The organism is cf. Phormidesmis sp. LEGE 11477 (genome assembly GCF_015207105.1).
Lineage (GTDB): Bacteria > Cyanobacteriota > Cyanobacteriia > Phormidesmidales > Phormidesmidaceae > Phormidesmis.
This window is the reverse complement of the sequence record NZ_JADEXO010000016.1, coordinates 43,208-62,295: the sequence shown is the minus strand read 5'-3', so window position 1 is coordinate 62,295 and position 19,088 is coordinate 43,208. Positions and strand designations below refer to the sequence as shown.

General features: G+C 48.3%; 21 protein-coding genes, 1 other RNA gene and 1 pseudogene. 13 read left to right on the top strand and 10 right to left on the bottom strand.

Annotated features, from left to right (window positions below; genetic code table 11):
• Positions 1–12: 12 nt before the first annotated feature.
• Together ssrS and IQ256_RS07605 are read right to left on the bottom strand one after the other, a co-directional pair.
• A non-coding RNA gene (gene ssrS / locus IQ256_RS07610) (6S RNA) lies at positions 13–227 on the bottom strand.
• Positions 228–345: 118 nt separating this feature from the next.
• Positions 346–1,530, bottom strand: a complete 1,185-nt coding sequence (locus IQ256_RS07605; protein WP_193854934.1) for a 5-(carboxyamino)imidazole ribonucleotide synthase — start codon at positions 1,528–1,530, stop codon at positions 346–348.
• Positions 1,531–1,644: 114 nt separating this feature from the next.
• Between IQ256_RS07605 and IQ256_RS07600 the strand changes: the two genes are divergently transcribed.
• A complete protein-coding gene (locus tag IQ256_RS07600) occupies positions 1,645–1,899 on the top strand; it encodes a type II toxin-antitoxin system Phd/YefM family antitoxin (protein WP_193854933.1) in 255 nt (84 codons plus the stop codon).
• A 6-nt stretch (positions 1,900–1,905) separates the two neighbouring features.
• Positions 1,906–1,977, top strand: a pseudogene (locus tag IQ256_RS30310) (type II toxin-antitoxin system YoeB family toxin); the annotation flags it as partial.
• Here the strand turns inward: IQ256_RS30310 and IQ256_RS07590 are convergent.
• Positions 1,972–2,664 (bottom strand): NUDIX domain-containing protein, encoded by a 693-nt coding sequence (locus tag IQ256_RS07590; protein WP_193854932.1) that lies wholly within the window; start codon positions 2,662–2,664, stop codon positions 1,972–1,974. The pseudogene IQ256_RS30310 and the gene IQ256_RS07590 sit on opposite strands and share 6 nt — an antisense overlap.
• Before the next feature lie 126 nt (positions 2,665–2,790).
• On the opposite strand from IQ256_RS07590, the gene IQ256_RS07585 reads away from it, so the two are divergent.
• The 3 genes from IQ256_RS07585 (at position 2,791) to IQ256_RS07575 (ending at position 5,352) form a co-directional block, all read left to right on the top strand.
• Entirely contained in the window at positions 2,791–3,612 is an 822-nt protein-coding gene (locus IQ256_RS07585) for an ADP-ribosylglycohydrolase family protein (RefSeq protein ID WP_193854931.1), read from the top strand.
• Complete coding sequence (locus IQ256_RS07580; protein WP_193854930.1) at positions 3,609–4,667, top strand: isochorismatase; 1,059 nt, start codon at positions 3,609–3,611, stop codon at positions 4,665–4,667. The genes IQ256_RS07585 and IQ256_RS07580 overlap by 4 nt, the downstream gene beginning before the upstream one ends.
• A 127-nt stretch (positions 4,668–4,794) precedes the next feature.
• On the top strand, positions 4,795–5,352 hold the full coding sequence (locus IQ256_RS07575) for a zf-TFIIB domain-containing protein (RefSeq protein ID WP_193854929.1): 558 nt from the start codon (positions 4,795–4,797) through the stop codon (positions 5,350–5,352).
• Between the two features lie 6 nt (positions 5,353–5,358).
• On the opposite strand, the gene IQ256_RS07570 is transcribed toward IQ256_RS07575, so the two are convergent.
• On the bottom strand, positions 5,359–6,321 hold the full coding sequence (locus tag IQ256_RS07570) for a hypothetical protein (protein ID WP_193854928.1): 963 nt from the start codon (positions 6,319–6,321) through the stop codon (positions 5,359–5,361).
• Between the two features lie 171 nt (positions 6,322–6,492).
• Here IQ256_RS07570 and IQ256_RS07565 point away from each other — a divergent pair, with 171 nt between their 5' ends.
• The gene (locus IQ256_RS07565) at positions 6,493–6,726 is read left to right on the top strand and encodes a DNA-binding protein (RefSeq protein WP_193854927.1); all 234 of its coding nucleotides are present in this window, start codon (positions 6,493–6,495) and stop codon (positions 6,724–6,726) included.
• Entirely contained in the window at positions 6,710–6,874 is a 165-nt protein-coding gene (locus IQ256_RS07560; protein WP_193854926.1) for a hypothetical protein, read from the top strand. Before IQ256_RS07565 ends, IQ256_RS07560 begins: the two co-directional genes overlap by 17 nt.
• A gap of 20 nt (positions 6,875–6,894) precedes the next feature.
• Here IQ256_RS07560 and IQ256_RS07555 read toward each other — a convergent pair whose 3' ends face one another.
• On the bottom strand, positions 6,895–7,683 hold the full coding sequence (locus IQ256_RS07555) for a TIGR01548 family HAD-type hydrolase (RefSeq protein ID WP_193854925.1): 789 nt from the start codon (positions 7,681–7,683) through the stop codon (positions 6,895–6,897).
• Positions 7,684–7,695: 12 nt separating this feature from the next.
• Here IQ256_RS07555 and IQ256_RS07550 point away from each other — a divergent pair, with 12 nt between their 5' ends.
• A complete protein-coding gene (locus IQ256_RS07550; RefSeq protein ID WP_193854924.1) occupies positions 7,696–8,604 on the top strand; it encodes a DMT family transporter in 909 nt (302 codons plus the stop codon).
• A 210-nt stretch (positions 8,605–8,814) separates the two neighbouring features.
• Here the strand turns inward: IQ256_RS07550 and IQ256_RS07545 are convergent, their stop codons facing one another.
• Positions 8,815–9,819 carry a homogentisate phytyltransferase gene (locus tag IQ256_RS07545; protein ID WP_193854923.1) on the bottom strand — a complete coding sequence of 335 codons (1,005 nt, stop codon included), beginning with the start codon at positions 9,817–9,819 and terminating at the stop codon, positions 8,815–8,817.
• Positions 9,820–9,883: 64 nt separating this feature from the next.
• Complete coding sequence (locus IQ256_RS07540; protein ID WP_193854922.1) at positions 9,884–11,590, bottom strand: iron ABC transporter permease; 1,707 nt, start codon at positions 11,588–11,590, stop codon at positions 9,884–9,886.
• A 394-nt stretch (positions 11,591–11,984) separates the two neighbouring features.
• On the opposite strand from IQ256_RS07540, the gene IQ256_RS07535 reads away from it, so the two are divergent.
• The 4 genes from IQ256_RS07535 to IQ256_RS07520 all read left to right on the top strand — a co-directional run bounded on the left by IQ256_RS07535 (position 11,985) and on the right by IQ256_RS07520 (position 15,211).
• Positions 11,985–12,440: a Fur family transcriptional regulator gene (locus IQ256_RS07535; protein ID WP_193854921.1), complete on the top strand. Its 456-nt coding sequence runs from the start codon at positions 11,985–11,987 to the stop codon at positions 12,438–12,440.
• Between the two features lie 407 nt (positions 12,441–12,847).
• Complete coding sequence (locus tag IQ256_RS07530) at positions 12,848–13,327, top strand: Fur family transcriptional regulator (RefSeq protein ID WP_228024663.1); 480 nt, start codon at positions 12,848–12,850, stop codon at positions 13,325–13,327.
• Between the two features lie 297 nt (positions 13,328–13,624).
• Positions 13,625–14,515: an alpha/beta fold hydrolase gene (locus IQ256_RS07525; protein ID WP_193854920.1), complete on the top strand. Its 891-nt coding sequence runs from the start codon at positions 13,625–13,627 to the stop codon at positions 14,513–14,515.
• Between the two features lie 36 nt (positions 14,516–14,551).
• Complete coding sequence (locus tag IQ256_RS07520) at positions 14,552–15,211, top strand: Crp/Fnr family transcriptional regulator (protein ID WP_193854919.1); 660 nt, start codon at positions 14,552–14,554, stop codon at positions 15,209–15,211.
• A 643-nt stretch (positions 15,212–15,854) separates the two neighbouring features.
• Here the strand turns inward: IQ256_RS07520 and IQ256_RS07515 are convergent.
• Positions 15,855–16,394 (bottom strand): Dps family protein, encoded by a 540-nt coding sequence (locus IQ256_RS07515; RefSeq protein WP_193854918.1) that lies wholly within the window; start codon positions 16,392–16,394, stop codon positions 15,855–15,857.
• 555 nt (positions 16,395–16,949) lie between these two features.
• On the opposite strand from IQ256_RS07515, the gene IQ256_RS07510 reads away from it, so the two are divergent.
• Positions 16,950–17,252: an Asr1405/Asl0597 family protein gene (locus IQ256_RS07510; RefSeq protein WP_228024662.1), complete on the top strand. Its 303-nt coding sequence runs from the start codon at positions 16,950–16,952 to the stop codon at positions 17,250–17,252.
• A 5-nt stretch (positions 17,253–17,257) separates the two neighbouring features.
• Here IQ256_RS07510 and IQ256_RS07505 read toward each other — a convergent pair whose 3' ends face one another.
• Together IQ256_RS07505 and fldA are read right to left on the bottom strand one after the other, a co-directional pair.
• Complete coding sequence (locus tag IQ256_RS07505; protein WP_193854917.1) at positions 17,258–18,112, bottom strand: YwiC-like family protein; 855 nt, start codon at positions 18,110–18,112, stop codon at positions 17,258–17,260.
• Positions 18,113–18,228: 116 nt separating this feature from the next.
• Complete coding sequence (fldA, locus tag IQ256_RS07500; RefSeq protein WP_193854916.1) at positions 18,229–18,741, bottom strand: flavodoxin FldA; 513 nt, start codon at positions 18,739–18,741, stop codon at positions 18,229–18,231.
• Between the last annotated feature and the right edge of the window lie 347 nt (positions 18,742–19,088).

The window sequence follows — 19,088 nt, the reverse complement described above, 5'->3', positions numbered from 1 at the left end:
AGGATCTTAATTAGTTCGACCGCAGCGCCGTCTTACCTCAGTTTTTGACCTGGGGTGACCAGGTGGGAATCTCGGCTATAGGCTTATAGTTTCCAAGTACAGGGCTAGTTGGGACAAGCCCAATCAGGCCAAGCTCGGTATACTGCCGCCAGAGCATCTCGATACCCTACAAATGAAAAACATAGATCAGAAAACATTGTTGGCAGTCACCAACGCCGTAGCCGAACATGCGACTATGATAGCGAACTGCTTCCTATGATCGACAAGGGTAAATCCATACAGAAGCATGACGGTTATTCGCCCTATCAATTAGATTTTCAAAAGTCGTAGAAACTTATATCGAGGCTAGTACCACAGATCTTCGACTGCTTTGATCGCTTTAGCTATTGCCTCGTCGTCGTTTGGAGTGTCTGTCAAGATGGTTACATGCCCCATCTTTCGCCCCGGACGCGATCGCTTTTTCCCATACCAATAGACATGAGCGTCAGGAATCTTTGATAGCGCCTCGCGTTTGCTTTGATAATCGCTGGTGGTAGAGTCAGTGCCCAAAAGATTGACCATAACTGCGCCAGCTCTTGTTAAATCGGTAGATCCTAATGGGCGGTTAGACACGGCTCTAAGCTGTTGCTCAAATTGAGACGTAACGCAGGCATCTAGCGTGTAATGCCCAGAGTTATGAGTGCGTGGGGCGATTTCGTTAATGGTGACTTTGCCCTGAGCTGTTAAGAATAGCTCTATACCGAGGACGCCAACGAACTTTAGGTGGGTGATTAAGGTAGTTGCGATCGCCCTTACTTTTTCAGCAATGGCCGAGTCAACCCGAGCAGGCGCAATCACCCGGCGACAGACCTGGTCGATCTGCTCGGTTTCTACCACCGGATACACCGCCACCTCACCTGCAGCCGTCCTTGCTACCATGATCGCTAGCTCTTTTTCAAACTCGACAAAGGCTTCTAGCAACACGGGTTGATAGCCTAGCTGTTTCCAGGTAGCTTCTACGTCTGCTAGCGTTTTGAGAATGAAAGTACCCTGACCGTCGTAACCGTGTCGGCGAGTTTTGAGCGCTAATGGCAGACCAATCGAAGCGACTTTTTCGGCAAGGCTAGGTAGATCGGCTTGGCTTTGCAGGGTGGTGAATGGAGGAGAAGGAAGCTGGAGGCGATCGCAATACAGTCGCTGATCATACTTATCTAGCAACGGCGAAAGCGCGTCGAGTGACGGCGCAAACATAGCTTTACGCTTGTCTGTTTGGCGCTCAATCTGCTCAGCTAGCTGGCGTAGCGCTGATAAATCAATAAATTCATTTTCAAACGTAATCACATCGCAATGCTCAGCGAGCTGAGCGGTCACAGTCGCATCGTCAACCTCGCCAATTAGAGTAGTGTGTGCGATCACGACTGCTGGATCTTCATAGCTCGGTGTTTGAACATGCAGCTCAATATTCAGCGCTTCAGCACCATCTGCCATCATCCAGGCGAGCTGTCCGCCTCCGATCACACCGACCCGATTTACCTCCTGATATTCATCCATTTTTTGATCGCTCCCTACGACTTAGCCTTGAATACTTTGAACCGTGTACAGTTGCAGACACCGGATTATTTGTATTGCTATCATTAACAAGCATCATTACGAACAGGCATTGCAATGGAAATAGTCACATTCAATGAAGCTAAGCGTGAACTCGGCACCGTCTTGAATCGGGTTGTTGACGATGCAGATTATACCGTTGTTACTAGGCACGATGCCGAAGACGTCGTAATTATGTCACGCCAATACTTCGACAGCCTGATGGAAACTCTCTATCTACTGAAGTCTCCCGCCAACGCTGCAAACTTGAGGGAATCTATCGCTCAGTATCGTGCGGGACTGGTTACACCGAAGAAGCTGATAGAGGAATGATCGTATCGTCTTGTGTACGCTGTGAGCGACCAACACATCACTATTATTGCTTGTCGTTATCACTACGAGAGTCTATAGGTCGAAGCTAAATCCTTTTCTCTTCAGTGACTGATATTTATTCATATCAAATCTATATAGCTTTGCCGCACGGTGCGCTACACCTGTTTCTTTTTGTTGCGTGTCGATCAACAGATCCATTTTTAATAGCTTGGCGCGAAAGTTTCTCTTGTCTAAGTCTCTCTCTAAAATCTGTTCGTATAGCTGTTGTAGTTGGGATAGTGTGAACATTTTGGGCAATAGCTCAAAGCCAATCGGTTCATAGCGAATTTTGGCTCGAAGGCGGGCGATCGCACACTCCAAAATCTGACGATGATCAAATCCCATCGGCGGCACCACCGATAGCTCAAACCACCGGGCATCAGAAGCATCTGTCGCCGCTTGCAAAGTATGCTCCGACAAGTTAACGAGCGCATAATAGGCGACAGAGACCACCCTTTCGCGCGGATCTCGATCGGGCTGGCCAAAGGTATAAAGCTGTTCTAAATAGGCATTATCCACTCCTGTTTCTTCTTTTAGCTCCCTAGCCGCTGCGGCATCTACAGATTCTGAAATCTGTACAAACCCTCCTGGCAAAGCCCAATCCCCCTTGAAGGGGTCGAGTTTGCGGCGAATGAGCAGTACCTTCAAGGCGGCATTCTGCTGTAGGCCGAAAACAACGCAGTCTACGGTCAACGCAGGCCGAGGATATTCGTAGGTATAGCTCATGACTGTTTGCTGAAGAGATGAATTGCTGAAATGAAGATAGAAATGACTTGACGCTATGCCTGTCACTTCGCTATAACGGATGCATTAGTGTGATTTTAACACTAAGTCGGTTTGAGAGGTTTATTTATGTTGGGTGCGATCGCAGGCGACATCATCGGTTCAGTCTACGAGTTTAATCAAACTAAGCGTAAGGATTTTGATTTGTTCACTGCCCAGTCTAGTTTTACAGACGACAGCATCTTATCTATTGCTGTGGCCGATGTAGTTTTGCACAATGACAGCGATGGTGGTAACTATGCTGCTGCGATCAAGCGCTACGCTCAAAGATATCCGCATCCTATGGGTGGCTATGGGGCTCGGTTTAGTCAGTGGGCACAATCAGCCAGCTTACAGCCATACAACAGTTGGGGTAATGGTTCGGCGATGCGCGTTAGCCCCATAGGATTTGCCTGCGATACTATGCACAAGGTTCTAGATGCGGCGAAACAGTCCGCCGCCGTGACCCACAATCATCCTGAAGGCATCAAGGGCGCTCAGGCCACCGCTGCTGCTATCTTTTTGGCACGTAATCAGCATGACAAACAGACCATCAAAGCGTTTATAGAACAAACTTTTGAATACAATCTCAGTCGCACTTTGTCAGATATTCGCCCTACTTATGCCTTCTGTGAATCTTGTCACGGAAGCGTGCCCGAATCAATGATTGCTTTTTTAGAGTCAGCGGATTTTGAAGATGCTATTCGCAATGCGATTTCTTTGGGCGGTGATACCGATACGATGGGAGCGATTACAGGAAGTATTGCCGAAGCTTTTTACGGCGGTGTGCCAGACGCGATCGCTCAAGAATGTCTGCGTCGGCTAGATGTACCGCTGCGCCAGATGACTCTGAAGTTTTGCGATCGCTATACCAAGAACTATTCCTCTCTACTCCCTCTTTCCCCAGCATGACGACTCCTATTCCTGCCTTCTTCACTTCAGAAACCGTTGGCCAAGTTTGGCGTGTCCCCTATCAGCAGCGGGCCGCAGATGCGATCGCCTATCGTCAAACCCACAAAACGATCGCATCGCATACCGACACCGCTCGCGTTTGTCTGCTAGCTATTGATGTCCAAAACACATTCTGTCAACCAGAGTTTGAGCTATTTGTGGGCGGTCGCTCTGGGGTGGGCGCGGTAGAAGATACCAGGCGACTGTGTGAATTCATCTATCGTAATCTAGGTGAGATTACAGAGATTATTCCAACCATGGATACTCATAATGCCGTTCAGATTTTTCACTCTGTTTTTTGGGTGAACGATGCAGGCGAACACCCAGCGCCGATGACGATGATTTCGTTTGATGAAGTAGAACAGAAAAAATGGCAAGTAAACCCAGTCATAGCCAAAGACCTCTCCTATTACCAGTCTAGTCGGCAGCCTGGCGATACCAGACCAAACGCGGCTGCTTTTGCCTATCACTATGTTCAAGAATTGAGTGATCGCGGTAAATATCCCCTCACCATCTGGCCCTACCATTCCATGTTGGGCGGCATTGGTCATGCCCTAGTACCCGCTTTCGAGGAAGCCTGCTTCTTTCATAGTATGGTGCGCTCTCACCCTACTCGCTTTGAGATCAAAGGCGATAATCCCTTGACTGAAAACTATTCTGTTCTAAGCCCCGAAGTGTTAGCGGATGGCCAAGGGCAGGCGATCGCCCAGAAGAACAATCGACTGATTCAACATTTGCTTGAATTCGATGCCGTTATCATCGCTGGACAGGCCAAGAGCCACTGTGTCGCCTGGACGGTTAGTGATTTGCTCAGCGAGATCAAAAGCCGCGACCTAGATCTAGCGAAAAAAATATACTTACTAGAAGACTGTACGTCGCCTGTAGTCGTTCCTGATGTGGTTGACTTCACTCAGTCAGCTAATGAGACCTATCAGCATTTTGAACAAGCGGGTATGAATATTGTTAGATCCGTAGAATCTCTGAGAGAATGGCCGCATTTTCTTAAGGAAAGCTAAATTCTCTGTTCTGTTCGCAGAAAAGCTGGAATATTTTCTGATAGCTGTGAACATGCCACACGATCTTTTCTGAGAACTGGGTATGTTCGTAGTCAAGAGCATCTGCCAACTATACTGTGTAACTACTATGAACTGTCCAATATGTCGTACAGATTCGCTTGAGGAAATTAGTCTAGACGTTGGTTTGCTAGCACGCAAGTGTAATCAGTGTTCTGGACACTGGCTCTCTTCTGAGCACTATTGGACGTGGCTAGATTCGCAGAAGTCTGATGCTTCTGGTGAAAGTCACAACTCAGGAAGTCATCATGCAGAAATTCATCATGCAGAAAGCTACAGCGCTAAGCCTACACTTGTCACATTAAACAGTGGGCTGTTGCCTGTTGCTGATAATGAGACGGCAAATTTCTGTGCTGACTGTGCTCGCCTGATGCGAAAAGCCAGAGTTGGTAAGGGTCTAAGCTTCTATATTGATCGCTGTAGCTACTGCCACGGCGTATGGCTAGACCAAAACGAGTGGGAAAATCTGAAAACGATGAATATGCATCATCGGATTCCATATGTCTTTTCAGATTCCTGGCAGTACAGCATTCGTCACGAGCAGCTTAGCCAGCATAAAGTTTCTCCTAACCTGCAAAATAGAACACCGGCCACAGTACAAACCAGGAAGCAAAAAGCATCTGCATAGCGATCGCTATCGGTTCAGTCTGTCTATCAAGTTGGCATCGCCTCTGAGGTCGGCGGTTCGCTTGGTTTGCTGCCAAATATCTGGGGTGCCGCGATAGATTTCTAAAGCCGCGATCGCATCTGTTGCATCTTGAGAATTGCCGCGCTCTAGCAAGGTTAGCAAAAACGCGATCGCCTCTTCTGTTCTAATTGTCGCGATCGCCAGTAAAAAGATACTACGCAGCTCAGCGGTACGAGTTCGTTGCCACTGACGTTTGATCGCGGCAAAAGCTTCGGGGATACGGGCTTCTCCTAATGCGATCGCTGCTAGCTCTTGTTCTGCTTCACTACCAGACTCCAATCTCTCTAAAACCATAGAAGACTGATCGCTCGAAAGCTGAAGCAGCGCCACAAAGCATTCAGACATTACCTGCGGCTCATGATCACCAACGTGAACCTTTAGCCGCAGCAATGGAATACCTGCTGGGTTTTGACTGTAGCCAATCGCACGAGCAGCTCCGGCTCTAGCATCATGTTCGTCATCGGCCAGTAAGTCCGCTAATTCATTAAGCACATAGGGATAGTTAGCTTGGACTAAACCCAATGCACACAGGCTGCGTAGCGGTGGGGCTGTATCGATAGTGCCACCATAGACGGGTTCTAGCTGAACATGGCGAATGCCGGATAAAAAGAGATCGGTATCGGGCCGTTCTAGCTGGTAAAGGGTGTTTGCGATCGCCCACTTTGCCCTACAGCCGGGGTCCGTCTTTGCACCTTTATCAAGCAGCTTTTGGAAGGCCGCGATCAGATCGGGGATGAGCTGGGTAAGACGGTGGCGGATGATGAGTTTGGTTGTCGGGGGGAATGCGATCGCCTGCTTTCCTTTCAGAATCCGCTGTAATGCAACAACATCACCTTCAGCCAACGTCTCTAATCTTTGAATTGTTCTAATCTGTTCTAAAGCAAGTTCTAACTTTTTTAACTTTGCCACCTACCTACCTCAAACCAGCACATATATTTTAGGAAGTAAGTTTGGCGATCGCTCATACCTTTGACACACTCGGATTACATCGAGTTGAAGCCAACCTAACCCAAGGAATGATATCAATGATATCGTTTTGATATCATTTTTCCATAGTCCATCTGTCTAAGAAATACTGCTATGGCTAATTTGATTGTCCGAAACATCGACGACGCTATTGTCAAAGCACTGAAGCAACGAGCTAGTCGCCACGGTGTTAGTGCAGAAGCCGAGCACCGCAAGATCCTAGAACAAGTCTTACTTCAACCTGCTAAAAAATCCTTTGCTGAAGTGCTCAGCTCGATTCCTAACGTAGGTAACGATTCAGACTTTGAACGAGTGCAAGATGACACAGTGCATGATGTACTTGCTTGACACCAATGTCGTCAGCGAATTACGCAAACGACGCAAAGCTAACTTTGGTGTTCAGCAGTTTTTTCACAACGCTATCGAACAAGATGCCCGACTCTACATCAGTGTGATTACCCTCGGTGAACTGTGCCGAGGCGTTGAACTCAAGTAGTGAAAACTAGCAGTTGTTTTCTATAACAGACTTTGTAGCTGTTCGGCTGTACATTGTCGAACGTTCTCGATCACGATGAGTGCGCCTGCGGTTTTCAACTTCTCTGCATAATTCGCTTTATATATCTCACTCTTTTGGGCATGAGGTGGCAAAATTCCAATGGCTAACCATTCTCTCTCTGGAAACTGTTGTTTTGCAGCTACGATAGTTTTCATATCTGCTGCGGTATCACCCGCGTAGATAACTGGTAAGTTCTCGCCTAGAGACTGTCTGGTCTCTACAGCTCGCACAGCCATCATCAGCCCAGTGGGATCTGGCTTGCTAGGGGCATCTTCCATCGCCACCAAGATAGGATCTTTCAGGCCAATTCGTCTTTGCAGCACAAAGTTTGCAGACCCTTGAGTGGCCCCACTGAAGAAAGCGTAGGGAACGCCAGATTGGGAGAGGGTGGCTAGATAGTTTTTGTCTACCAGCAGCGGCTCGCTAGAGATATATCCAGTCCACTGATCGGCATCTTCGGTATCGGGGCCGCGATAGCGTTTTTGAAAATAGTCAGTGATCTCTTCATAGCTAGCTGTCGGTTTTGGCTGCTGCTGCTGCGCGTAGTAGCGAGAGATCATCTCTTCTGACGCTTTCCAGTCGTTGTTCCAAATGCCTTCACTTTTGAGCTGGTCGATATCTTCTATGGTGGGGCGATAGTGACCGTTGGTGTAGTGTTCTACGGTATCTGCGATCGCCCGCCGATAAGATCCGCCGACATCTCTAATCACACCATCAATATCAAAAACAGCTATAGCAGTTGGCTTCATAGGATTCACCTAATGACGAAAAGCGTATGGGGGCAAAGCTTGTTAGCGATCCTGACCAGCTTACTATTTGCGGGTAGCTTTGTTGCTGGCAAGTATACAACTGATGAAATGGGTCCGCTGCTGATTACGCTGCTGCGCTATATCGTTGCCAGTGCATTTTTGGGCCTGTTGGTATGGCAAAGAAAAGATATTGGCCTACGGATCGGCGCGGCGTCTATTGCAGATAAGATCTGTTTGTTTTTGTTAGGGAGTACTGGCGTTGTCGGCTATCACTTCTTTTTCTTTTCTAGCTTGCGTTACACAGCGGTTGCAAACTCAGCCATTATCAACGCATTTAACCCGGTTGTGACTGGCTTTCTAGCAGCGGTAATTCTGCAAGAGACGCTGGCAATCAAAAACTATATAGGGGGTGCGATCGCCATCTTAGGTGTCCTCGTGTTGTTGACCGACGGCAACCTCAGTGCGCTACTACAGCTTCAGTTCAACAGTGGCGACTTGCTGATGCTGTGTGCAGTTCTGTGCTGGGCCTGCTATTCCATTTTGCTACGGCACTTGGGCCAGCGATACAGCGGGCTAGCGATGAGCTACTACGGCGCACTTTTTGGCGTGGCTCAGCTTACGCTTTTGGTGCTGCCAGAATTAAGCACAGCCGGGATGCCTACGCTCTCTGCGCCCGCTATCTGGGGTGTGGTGTATATGGGCATTGGCGCTTCTGGTATCGGCTATCTGTTATTTACTATCAGCACCAGACGCATCGGGCCGACCAAATCTACGAGTATTGTCTACAGCGGCGTACCTGTTTGGGTGGCTTTGCTAGCCTGGTTGTTCTTTGCTGAACCGGTTACGCCCTGGATGATCGTCAGTATGATATTGATCTTGCTGGGACTACGAACAGTTTTGCAGCCTGCTAAAGCTGAATAGCAAAGGTAAACAGCATAGGCTTTGACAGTAGAATCCGGCTTAGGATCGAGGATTAAATAAAAGGTACATCTATACGCTGGCAGGTTTTGACTTCGACTCCGCTCAGCCATCGGACAGGGCTGATACCGAACCTTGAGCGGAGTCGTTGGCGTAGCCTTCTCGCAGAGTAGGGTGGCTGGAAAGCTCAATCAGTTGTTAAATTCTCATTCCTTAGCCAGCGAGCCAGCAGGCCAGCGGAAAGATGAGATATTCTACGAAGAAAAGTTTCCAGATGAACTGGTAGAAGGCTGGATAAGAAATATCTTTTTGGACGGGGGTCGGATCGAGATCTACTCGGCGGCTGAGCCACCAAAAAGAGAGAATGCCGATGCTCTGAGCAGTGATTAGAAATAGCGCATTGATACCAGGCAGAAAAGGCGCGGCCACGATCAAGCCGCCGTAGCAGGCAGTGAGCACCCAGCGAGCGAGATTGAAGACTTTTTTCTGGCCTAGCTGCAAGGTATAGGTAGAGATATTGAACTGACGATCGCCTTCTAGATCGGGAATGTCTTTGAAGATGGCGATCGCAAAGCTAAAGACCAAGACAAACAAGGTGAGTGCCCATACCCGAGCAGGCACTGTCGCTCCTAACCCTAGCTGTGTGGCAAAGTAAAGATATAGCCCCAAATTCACAATCGCGCCTCGCACTACCAAGATGCAAAACGAGGCCCAAAAAGGGAAGCGTTTTAGCCGAATCGGGGGTAGGGAATAGCAAGTGCCAATCACTAGGCTAAGGCCAATCGTCAGCATCAGATAGATATTTTGTGAGATCAGGGCTAGGGCAATTGCGATCGCCCCAGTCAAACCCACTAGCTTCTGCGCGTGTCGCTTGGTAAATTCGCCCGACGCGATCGGCAAATGGGGTTTGTTGATCCGATCGATGGCGATATCTTCTACCTGGTTGAGCCCAACAATATAGACATTCCCACCCAGACAGGCGATCCAGGCGAGTAGCCAGCTAGTAATGATTGCGGCTGTTGATGGAAAAGACGAAGACGCAGAACTAGAGGGCGCGATCGCAATTAGCAACAGTGCGAGCGTGCTAAGACTAGTGCCAACGATGGTATGCGGACGAGAAAACTGCCAGAAAGCCCGCAGCCATGCCACCGGATTTTTCAGGGGATGCAGCGGCTGCTTGAGATCTGTTGGCGGGGCAGACACAGAAGATTTGACCATGATCAAAAAAATGTTCAAAAAAGCGGGTGAGTATTTGGCTGCAAATTTTTACAGCTAGCTGGTTTTACTGGCGGCGGCTGTGGCTGATCTGCCAGCTGAGGAAGACTACTGGCAGCAGGCCGACAAGGAGAATAGTCAGTGCTGGTGCGGCGGCTTCTCTTAGGCGTTCATCAGAAGCATACTGATACACTCGCACTGCCAACGTATCAAAGTTAAACGGACGCATGACCAGTGTCGCTGGCAGCTCTTTCATCACATCGACAAACACGAGCATGACCGCTGTTAGTAAGCTGCTAGTCATCAGCGGCGTATGTATTTTGATCAATGTCTTAGTCGGCGAGTAGCCTAAACTGCGAGCAGCGTTGTCTAAATTGGGCTGAATTTTGTCTAAGCCAGATTCGACCGAGCTGAGCGCGACAGCCAGAAAGCGAACAAGATAGGCGAAGACTAGCGCTGTGATAGTGCCACTAAGCAGCAGACCTGGAGAGATATTCAAAGCGGACTTTGCCCAGGCGGCGATCGCCTTATCCAAGCTCGTCACCGGAATCAAGATGCCTACCGCAATCACTGCCCCTGGAATGCCATAGCCCATAGCCGAAAGCCTCACGCCCAGACGAATAGGCCCACTACCGCCCAGCCGTTGACCATAGGCCAGCACCAACGAGAGCATCAGCGCGATCGCAGCGGTTAGACCCGACAGCATCAAGCTGTTGGCCGATAGCTCACCAAAGCGATTATCCAGCGCGCCTTCCCAGTTCTTCTGTACCAGCCGCACCAGCAGCCCCCCTGGCAGCAGCAGCCCCAGCCCAATCGGTAGAAAACAAGCCAGAAATGCCAGCGCCTCTCGCCCACCGGTCAGCCGATAGACCGTCGGCGTTTGCATACTATTGCTGGCCTGGTAATACTTTGCCTGTCTTCTAGACCACCGCTCTAACAAAATTAGCGCCAGCACGAACAGCATTAGCATCGCCGATAGCTGAGCGGCAGCGACCCGCTCTCCCATGCCAAACCAGGTGCGATAGATGCCCGTCGTAAAGGTCGGGACACTAAAATACTGCACCGTGCCAAAGTCGTTCAGGGTTTCCATCAGCGCTAGCGACAGTCCGGCCATAATTGCCGGGCGAGCTAACGGCATGGCCACTTTGAAGAAGCTGCGCCAGGGGCCACATCCGAGTGAGCGGCTAGCTTCGAGGGCGCAGACGGACTGCTCTAAAAAAGCGACGCGAGCCAACATATAGACATAGGGATAAAGCGTCAGGGTAAACATGATGATCGCCCCGCCGATAGAGCGGACGTTGGGAAACCAATAGTCTCCTGCTACCTGCCAGCCAAAAAGCGATCGCACCCCCGTTTGAACTGGGCCGTAATATTCCAGCCAGTCGGTATAGGTATAGGCTAATAAATAGGCTGGCGCAGCGAGGGGCAACAGCAGCGCCCACTCGAAAATTCGCCCTCCCCTGAACTGACACATCGTCACTAGCCAGGCAGTCCCAACCCCGACTGTCAGCACGCCAATCGCAACCCCGACCATCAGCATCAAAGAGTTTGTGATGTAGGTCGTCAGAACGGTTTCTGCTAGGTGAGCCCAGATATCGCCGGTATCGGCAAAGATACTGCCTAGCACCACGAGTATCGGCAAGAATACTAGCGTAGCGGTGATCCAAGTTGCGATCGCCCAGCCGCTAGGTAAGGCATCCTTCCATCGTCTGGATCGAAGTTTAGAGGGCAGGTTAGCTTTGGGTGAAGACAAAAATAAGCGCAAACGAGACATGCTTTAGGCAAAAGGCAGCTATTAACAGTCTAGGTCACAGCTATCCATCGGTCTGGCCCGATCGCGTCACCAATCTAGGAAAGCTAGCCTATGATTGCACTGTCCTTTCAGTACCGCCCCTTCAGTTGAAACAGGCTCCTATTAGATGGCCTACAAAGTGGCTATGTTAACAATCCTAAACAAATACTTAGTACTCCTTCCTAAGGGATCTTTTGTAGGAAAATCCTCTGGCTTCAGCGAAATCGAGGGGTCCTACAGTTATCTAAAGGTAATCGACGACAATCCTATTTAGGTGTATTTCTCAATAAGCTACTATTGTTGCAAATACGCCGTCGATTCGCTATTATTCTCATTAGTTAGACGTTATTGATTCTCTCTAAGGACGGTCTGAGTCATGGTTGCATACACACCAACTGCCTTAAAAGCCGAGCTGCACGAACGTGGGTGGCGCATGACCCCTCAGCGTGAAACCATTCTCAGAACGTTTCAGAATTTGCCGGAGGGGCGGCACCTGAGCGCTGAAGATTTGCGCGACCTACTCAGAGAAGAAGGTGATCCTATTGGCCTTTCGACGATATATCGCAATTTGAAGCTAATGGCTCGCATGGGCATTTTGCGAGAGCTAGAGCTGGCTGAAGATCAAAAGCGCTACGAAATCAATCGACCTGCCCCTCATCATCATCATCATTTGATCTGTGTGCGCTGCAACAAGACGATCGAATTCAAAAACGATTCTGTTCTAAAAGTAGGGGCTAAAACAGCTCAAAAATCTGGCTACCAGCTTTTGGACTGCCAGCTCTCTATTCATGCCGTCTGTCCTACCTGCCAGCGTTCTATTCTGCCAATCTAGCGATCGCCAAAGCACCACATCATAGAAACGCCTATTCACTTGGCCAAGAGAATCAATATCCGAAAGCAGCCCTGTACAGAGATCGCCTTCTGTCGCAGGGCCTTTTTATTAGCAAGAGTCTATTTTTGTGTCAGTTACCGATAGCTATTCTAATTTATCCTCTAATTTAGTTGCTAGTTTCCCTCGACTACGTATGGCATCTGATATCCATAAAATTATTAGAGGGTGACTGAAGCTTCTCATTGATATTTCAATGAAAATAGCTGAACACCTCTTATCAAGCGAGACTTAGCCGATAAAAGTACAGCTATTATTTGAAAGACTGGTGTCGGCAACAATGAAATGTGGCGATTTCATCGCCTAAATAACTATCAATGACTTGACCTTTTGCGTCATCCTAAATAAGAATGATTACTAGTTCAGGCGGATTGGTCATGCCTTTTTTGTCGGATGCAGCCCTCAAGGAAGAATTGAATGCAAGGGGGTATCGCTCAACCCCCCAAAGAAAAAAAGTTTTGAGCATATTTATGGAGCTGACGCAGGGTGAACATCTTAGCGCCGAGGACTTGCACACCCTTTTGGAAGAAGACGGAGAGCGCATCAGTCTCTCTACGGTCTATCGCACACTACACCTGATGGTTTATATGGGATTGCTACGCGAACTAGAACTAGCTGAAGGACACAAGCACTACGAACTCAACCGCCCTCTGCGAGACCACCACCACATTGTGTGCGTGCATTGCAATCAGACGATAGAGTTTGCCGAAAATTCGGTCTCGCAAATCGGCGAAAAAACGGCAAAGTCAGCAGGCTACCATGTGCTTGACTGTCAGTTAACGCTGTATGGAATCTGTGAAAACTGCACGACACAGCATCGAAGGTCATAATTCAGCCCCAAGAACGCGCATATGTTAGCTTATACAGCTTTTATCTCTTGCTGGCTGTTCGAACTGCCCTCGGAGATTGCTGATAGCTGGTATCAATAGTAAGAATTCATCCTTGGGCAAGCTGTAGCACTAGCGATCTTTTGCCTTTACGCTTTACTGAGACCAAAAGCCCTGATGCCAGGCGGAACGCAGAGAATATTCCGTCTAGCTAATGAGAACTTTTCTTGATAATTAAATAGTAAGCTATACTTCTTGTAATTGTTTATTGAGTATTACTCTCAACAAGGAGATAGACCCATGCATCGAAAGACCGAGGCGCTATGGTTGTCTGTGAGCCCACATCTCAAATGTTTTGATCAGCGGCTGTTGAGTCGACTGTCCAAGGGCAGAAATGTGCGGCGCTGGCAGTATTGCCAAACGATCGACGAGCCCTGTTCGGCGGCGGCTGTGGTCGAGTCGCTGCATGAGTATCTGCGATCGCGTCCGCTCCAATCAAACGGTCAGCCTGCGCCCAAAGTCCACTTAATGGGCCACGGAGTCAGTGGTGCAATCGGCTTACTCTATGCCCGGCAGTATCCGCAACATGTTGCTTCACTGACGCTGCTCTCGGTTGGTGCTGCGCCCGCCATCAACTGGCAGGCGCATTACTACGCACTTAGGCGGCTAATCCCCTGTAGTCGTGAAATCATCCTAGGTCAGCTCGTCCGACTGCTGTTTGGCGAGCAGGCCCCTAGATTTGCCACAGCGCTTACCCATCTACTGGCCAAAGACTTGGACAGTAATTTGACCCTCCATTCCTTGACCGATAGCATCCATATCGAATCGGGTGGAGCAGAGGTTCCTCTTTTGATCTGCAACGGGGCCGAAGACGAGATCACAGTTCCCTATCGAGCTCACCCTTGGCAAAAGTGGCTAAAGTCGGACGATTTGCTTTGGCGCTGCCCTGAAGGTCGATACTTCTTCCACTTTCATCACTGCCAGAGCGTTGCCAAAATCATCAGCAACTATTGGGCTCAGCTTCCTGATCAGCTGGCTACTCTAAGAGCCGATCAATCTGATAGTTCAAGAACTGATAGTTCAAGAACTGATAGTTCCACGACACAGGTAACGCGCCTCCGAGAACAGATTCCAGGAGATCTTGCCGCAGAAAGTTGTTCTATCACTCGTCACTCATGTACTCGCCAATAAGCCAAACGCTATTTAAAATGACCCGGTCAGCTACCTATGCTCAAAACCGCACCTCGACTACCTCACGGCCAAAAGATCTCATCTATTCATTCTCACTTTGGTTCGATCGATAACTCGGCTCAACTGCTTTCCCCACGCCTAGTTAGATTCAAACGTCAAGAGCAGCTAAACTTTGTAAACCATAGCCTGTGGAAGATTCATCGGGGATACATTCGCACGCTGACCTGCGACTCTCAAGGGGAGCCTGTACCCACTGGATTCTGGACCGTAGGAGACATCATTGGCTATCCAATTTCTCAAACTTATCCCTACATCGCCCAGTGCTTGACAACTGTAGAGGCTGAGTACCTAGATGTAGGCTATAGATTGTCTCGAGAGACGCTGCTGCTGCAAGTTCGACAGTCCCATACGCTACTGAGAATCGCCCACTGCAAGCAGGCCGAACAGCGCTTGCTACAGCTAATTTGCTGGCTAGCAGAACGCTTTGGCCATGCTGTAAAAAATAGTCGTCAGATCAGCCTGAAGCTGACTCATCAAGAAATTGCAGAGTCCATCGGGATCACTAGAGTAACAGTAACCCGACTGCTCAAGACCTTAGAGCGAAAACGTCATATTGTCTGGAATTCCCAGGAAAGGCTGGTGTCTCAAGCAACCTTCGAGCAGTGCTATGTTTCACTCAGCAGTCATTACAGATAAGCCCTATTCCCTAAACCGCGAGTAGACACCTACTAACAGAAAAATACTACCCGGCAAGGATAATCATTCTTTGCAGATCAAAATCTTTGTGACTATGCTTTGTGGCTTCACTCTGCGCTCTAATCTACTGGATTGGAATCAGATATCTATCGAATACAGGTAATGTAGGTTGCTGTCGCAGAGCGTAAAGATATCAAATAGGTCTTATATTTCCTGAATTATATTCTTGACATTGATTGTCAATTGATTGTATAACCATATCAATGGCAATATTCCATGATAAAGAGCGCTGTAACGTTGGGACTTCGCCCTTGTGGCAATCCCCTTACGAAGTTTTATCTGTGATTATGTTGTTGTTTTTTAGTTGCTCACTACGCTTTTGGAGATTTCTAAATTCCCTTTCATAGGAGCCTGTTTAAACCTAGAAATAAAAAAAGCAGAAGCCTTTTCCCAAGACCTCTGCTATGTTGTTTGATTCGATGATCTGTAGATTCGAGCTTTAGATTTTCAGAAGACTGTTCAAAGTGACTAATTAAAATGCTTTCAGCTCGGGTATGCCTACCTGGAAGAGCATTTGTAGTCAGATAACTTACAGTCAAGGAGATTCTCAAATCACTAGCACAAACTCGTGATTTCTGCCGTTCTAGTTTAAGAAGTTGATGAGTGTATCAGGCGCTAGGAAGTGATCGAGGTGGTAGGCACGCTCTTCTGTTTTTAGAAGAATGCCCTCGTAGAGGTAGCGAGTTGCTCTATCACCTAAGCTCTCAGCCTGAGCTGCATTGCGGCGCAGCACCTTAATGATCTCCTGCTCAGCTTTTAGGTCATTGACTACCATCTGACGGCAGCCAAAGATGCCATCGGGCTCTTGCTCAAAGCAGCAGATTTCAGCTAGTTTTGCGTAGCTGGCGACAGGAACGCCTCCTAATCCGTCTAACCGCTCGCCGATGTCATGCACATGCTCTCTAGTCGCAGTGTAGCCTTCTTCGAAGAAATTATGTAGCTGTAGAAACTCTGCGCCTTCTACAACAAAGTGATGCTTTTGATACTGAATGTAGAGCCCTTGAATACTAGCTAGCGCAACATTTAGCCCTTCACACACCGGTTCGGTGACAGACTTTTCTAGCAGAATTGGGTTGTCAGCAACTTGGCCGAATGGCGTAATAACGGCAGATGAAATTGCCATAGTGTCTTATCCTCTGAGGTTGATTCTGATGAAACAAAAAGATGCCGCTGACATTAGATGAAACGCTGCGGCATACGTCTTAGTTACTGAAGTATAGCTTATTCTCAATAACCTGAAACCCTTTATTTTACAGGGGTTTAGCCCAGATTGGTTGATATGCATTCTCAATAGAGCTGTAAAGGTGAAAACGCTTAAAACCTACTCATACGCTGTGTTAAGGCAGTGTCTTGAACGTTTCAATACTTGTTAGTTAATAATGTTTGCTACGTTGCTATTGAAAGTACCTTGCAGTTACTCTATTCAACTTGATAGCTATAAATTATTTATGGTTTCGAGTGCCTACTAAACTCGCTTATTAGAAGTTTTTCGCATCAATATGGTAGGCGAAGCGATATGACCAACCAATGCTAAGTACTTTAGCTTGATAGTGCTTAAGGCACCGATCTTTTAAAAACGTTGCCAAACAGCATCCTTTCCTATTTAAGAAAAGGCTTTTATTCCGACTTCTATTCGATAGCTAGTTATCGCGATACTTCTACAGGAGGTTTTTGTTCAATGCCACTACCTAGTTCTACAGAATCAGCCGATTCATTGATCAATTCGGCAGTAGATTCGAGCAGTTTGACAGATTCTGATCATGTATCAGTCACCTGTGAGGATCGCTGGCAGGTTTACCATCGCTTACAGGATCTAGGTATTACATGTCGTTGCGGTGGGTTTAAGCCGCTGCAAGTAGAGGTGAAAACGCCGACGGAGGCGCTACAGCTATGGAATATTCTCAGACGAGTTTCCTCTGCGCGCCCAGTGCTAATAGCGTCACTTGATCAGTGCTGGAAAATGCCAGGCTTTGAGAGATAGGCCCACTAGGCGACAGGCGGTAGCTTAGGCGGTAATACTGTCAGTGATACTAACGCTGTATAGATCAGGGCAAAATAAGTTTCAAACCGAGCAATGTGCTCGAACCTACAGGTTCGATACCAGTTTCGCCAGTAGGTGACAATGGCTATCTTTATCAATGCGATCGCAAACACCAAGGCCGTAAGCGAGGAAAGCCAGCCCAGCGCATAGAGTCCAATCACAAGCGCGATCGCACATCCATGATAGATAAACCCCGCCTGCAGCGAACTGGTCTTCACCTTTCGCAGCTTCACGCTGAAGACCGCCCCCGAGAAGAACAAGCTATTCAATATCCATAGGCCCACAGCCTGAGGCGTGATCGTTCCTGTTGTCGCGCCAAAGACAAACAGCGTAGATAGACAGATCGCGCTGAACATCACGATTTCGTTGACGACAGCCTTCTGATTGCGTCGAACAACAGATAGAACATCTATGGCCAGGGCCAAAACAGCCGCGCCACATATCCAGAAGAGAATAGGGTGCTGAAATGAAAGATAAAGCGCCAGCGCCAGCGCTGAGCCACCGTATAACCCAGCCCAGAACAGATAGCGCGGTCGCCACTGACGGCGGCGTTTGATCTGTACTACCAAAGGATGTTCTGACTGAAGCCCTAGAAAGCCAGCCAAACAAGCTAGGCTAGTGTCACCCGTCCAGGCTTGAGCTAGCGAAGCGCCAGTCAGCACAGCGCCTAGTAAAACCAACAGAACACCGTGCTCTGGGGAAAACGTCGGCTGGTACCAGCGCTTCTTTGAGGGACTATTGTCAAGTGGTAAAGCTGAAACTGTAGATAGCGTTTTGAGAGAAACCTGAGCCGTCACCATTGTGTCAATTGTTAGAGTGCCAATCGTTAGAACAATCCATTTTTCATAGCGACCACAAGCAGAGATAGGCTACATAGCACCACGGCTGTCGAAGTACAGCCGTGGTGTGACAGCGTCTAAAGACTCATCTCTTGCTTGATCTGCGTAGTCCACGCTTGGATGCGATCTGCTGATTGGTCGTCTTGGTTGTCGTCATCGAGCGCTAGTCCGCAGAATTTGCCGTCGCGAATGGCCATTGACTCATTGTGCTCATAGCCATCAATAGGCCAATAGCCGACGGTTTTACCTCCTAGCCCCGAAATCTTCTCCTCCAGCTGTCCCATCGCGTCCATGAAGTTGTCGGCATAGCCGATTTGGTCGCCCGTGCCAAAGTATGCGACGGTTTTGTCGCTGAAATCGACATCATCTAAGTCATCAAAGACAGCTTCCCAGTCATCTTGCAAGTCGCCAATATTCCAGGTAGGACAGGCGATGATTAGATAGTCGTACTCCGCTAGGCTCGCGGCCTCTGTATCTGCGATGTCCTGGAGATCTACAACAGATTCTCCCCCTAGGGCTGCTTGAACCTGTTCAGCGGCATCAGCCGTTTTTCCTGTGGTCGAACCGTAAAACAAACCTACTTTACTCATGATCTTCCTTCTAATTTCTATACTCTCTAGTCCAACTACGCCGACAGCACTCATCTCAACGTTGGTATTGTTCAACTCGACCGCCGGCTAGTAAATAGAAAAGGTTCACTGCTGACTCAAGCAGTGAACCATACTGTCTCGAGAGGACATCTTTGATAAACAACAACCAGTTGAATGAGTCAAACAATCTTATGTATAAACTTAGAGCAAATAGTCGCTAATGAAAACCATTCTTTATTAATAATCTGAGAGCTGACGTCGTCAAAAGGACGAGTTTAAGGCGAGAGCTAGCTTGCTAACTGAATTTCGGGCTTGATGAATATTCTTTTCGGTTGGTATAACCGATC

Bases quoted from the DNA above. Each gene is read 5' to 3' on its own strand.
- IQ256_RS07605 (WP_193854934.1), bottom strand. From the start codon at position 1,530: ATGGATGAATATCAGGAGGTAAATCGGGTCGGTGTGATCGGAGGCGGA.
- IQ256_RS07600 (WP_193854933.1), top strand. From the start codon at position 1,645: ATGGAAATAGTCACATTCAATGAAGCTAAGCGTGAACTCGGCACCGTC.
- IQ256_RS07590 (WP_193854932.1), bottom strand. From the start codon at position 2,664: ATGAGCTATACCTACGAATATCCTCGGCCTGCGTTGACCGTAGACTGC.
- IQ256_RS07585 (WP_193854931.1), top strand. From the start codon at position 2,791: ATGTTGGGTGCGATCGCAGGCGACATCATCGGTTCAGTCTACGAGTTT.
- IQ256_RS07580 (WP_193854930.1), top strand. From the start codon at position 3,609: ATGACGACTCCTATTCCTGCCTTCTTCACTTCAGAAACCGTTGGCCAA.
- IQ256_RS07575 (WP_193854929.1), top strand. From the start codon at position 4,795: ATGAACTGTCCAATATGTCGTACAGATTCGCTTGAGGAAATTAGTCTA.
- IQ256_RS07565 (WP_193854927.1), top strand. From the start codon at position 6,493: ATGGCTAATTTGATTGTCCGAAACATCGACGACGCTATTGTCAAAGCA.
- IQ256_RS07560 (WP_193854926.1), top strand. From the start codon at position 6,710: ATGATGTACTTGCTTGACACCAATGTCGTCAGCGAATTACGCAAACGA.
- IQ256_RS07555 (WP_193854925.1), bottom strand. From the start codon at position 7,683: ATGAAGCCAACTGCTATAGCTGTTTTTGATATTGATGGTGTGATTAGA.
- IQ256_RS07550 (WP_193854924.1), top strand. From the start codon at position 7,696: ATGACGAAAAGCGTATGGGGGCAAAGCTTGTTAGCGATCCTGACCAGC.
- IQ256_RS07545 (WP_193854923.1), bottom strand. From the start codon at position 9,819: ATGGTCAAATCTTCTGTGTCTGCCCCGCCAACAGATCTCAAGCAGCCG.
- IQ256_RS07540 (WP_193854922.1), bottom strand. From the start codon at position 11,590: ATGTCTCGTTTGCGCTTATTTTTGTCTTCACCCAAAGCTAACCTGCCC.
- IQ256_RS07535 (WP_193854921.1), top strand. From the start codon at position 11,985: ATGGTTGCATACACACCAACTGCCTTAAAAGCCGAGCTGCACGAACGT.
- IQ256_RS07530 (WP_228024663.1), top strand. From the start codon at position 12,848: ATGATTACTAGTTCAGGCGGATTGGTCATGCCTTTTTTGTCGGATGCA.
- IQ256_RS07525 (WP_193854920.1), top strand. From the start codon at position 13,625: ATGCATCGAAAGACCGAGGCGCTATGGTTGTCTGTGAGCCCACATCTC.
- IQ256_RS07520 (WP_193854919.1), top strand. From the start codon at position 14,552: ATGCTCAAAACCGCACCTCGACTACCTCACGGCCAAAAGATCTCATCT.
- IQ256_RS07515 (WP_193854918.1), bottom strand. From the start codon at position 16,394: ATGGCAATTTCATCTGCCGTTATTACGCCATTCGGCCAAGTTGCTGAC.
- IQ256_RS07510 (WP_228024662.1), top strand. From the start codon at position 16,950: ATGCCACTACCTAGTTCTACAGAATCAGCCGATTCATTGATCAATTCG.
- IQ256_RS07505 (WP_193854917.1), bottom strand. From the start codon at position 18,112: ATGGTGACGGCTCAGGTTTCTCTCAAAACGCTATCTACAGTTTCAGCT.
- fldA (WP_193854916.1), bottom strand. From the start codon at position 18,741: ATGAGTAAAGTAGGTTTGTTTTACGGTTCGACCACAGGAAAAACGGCT.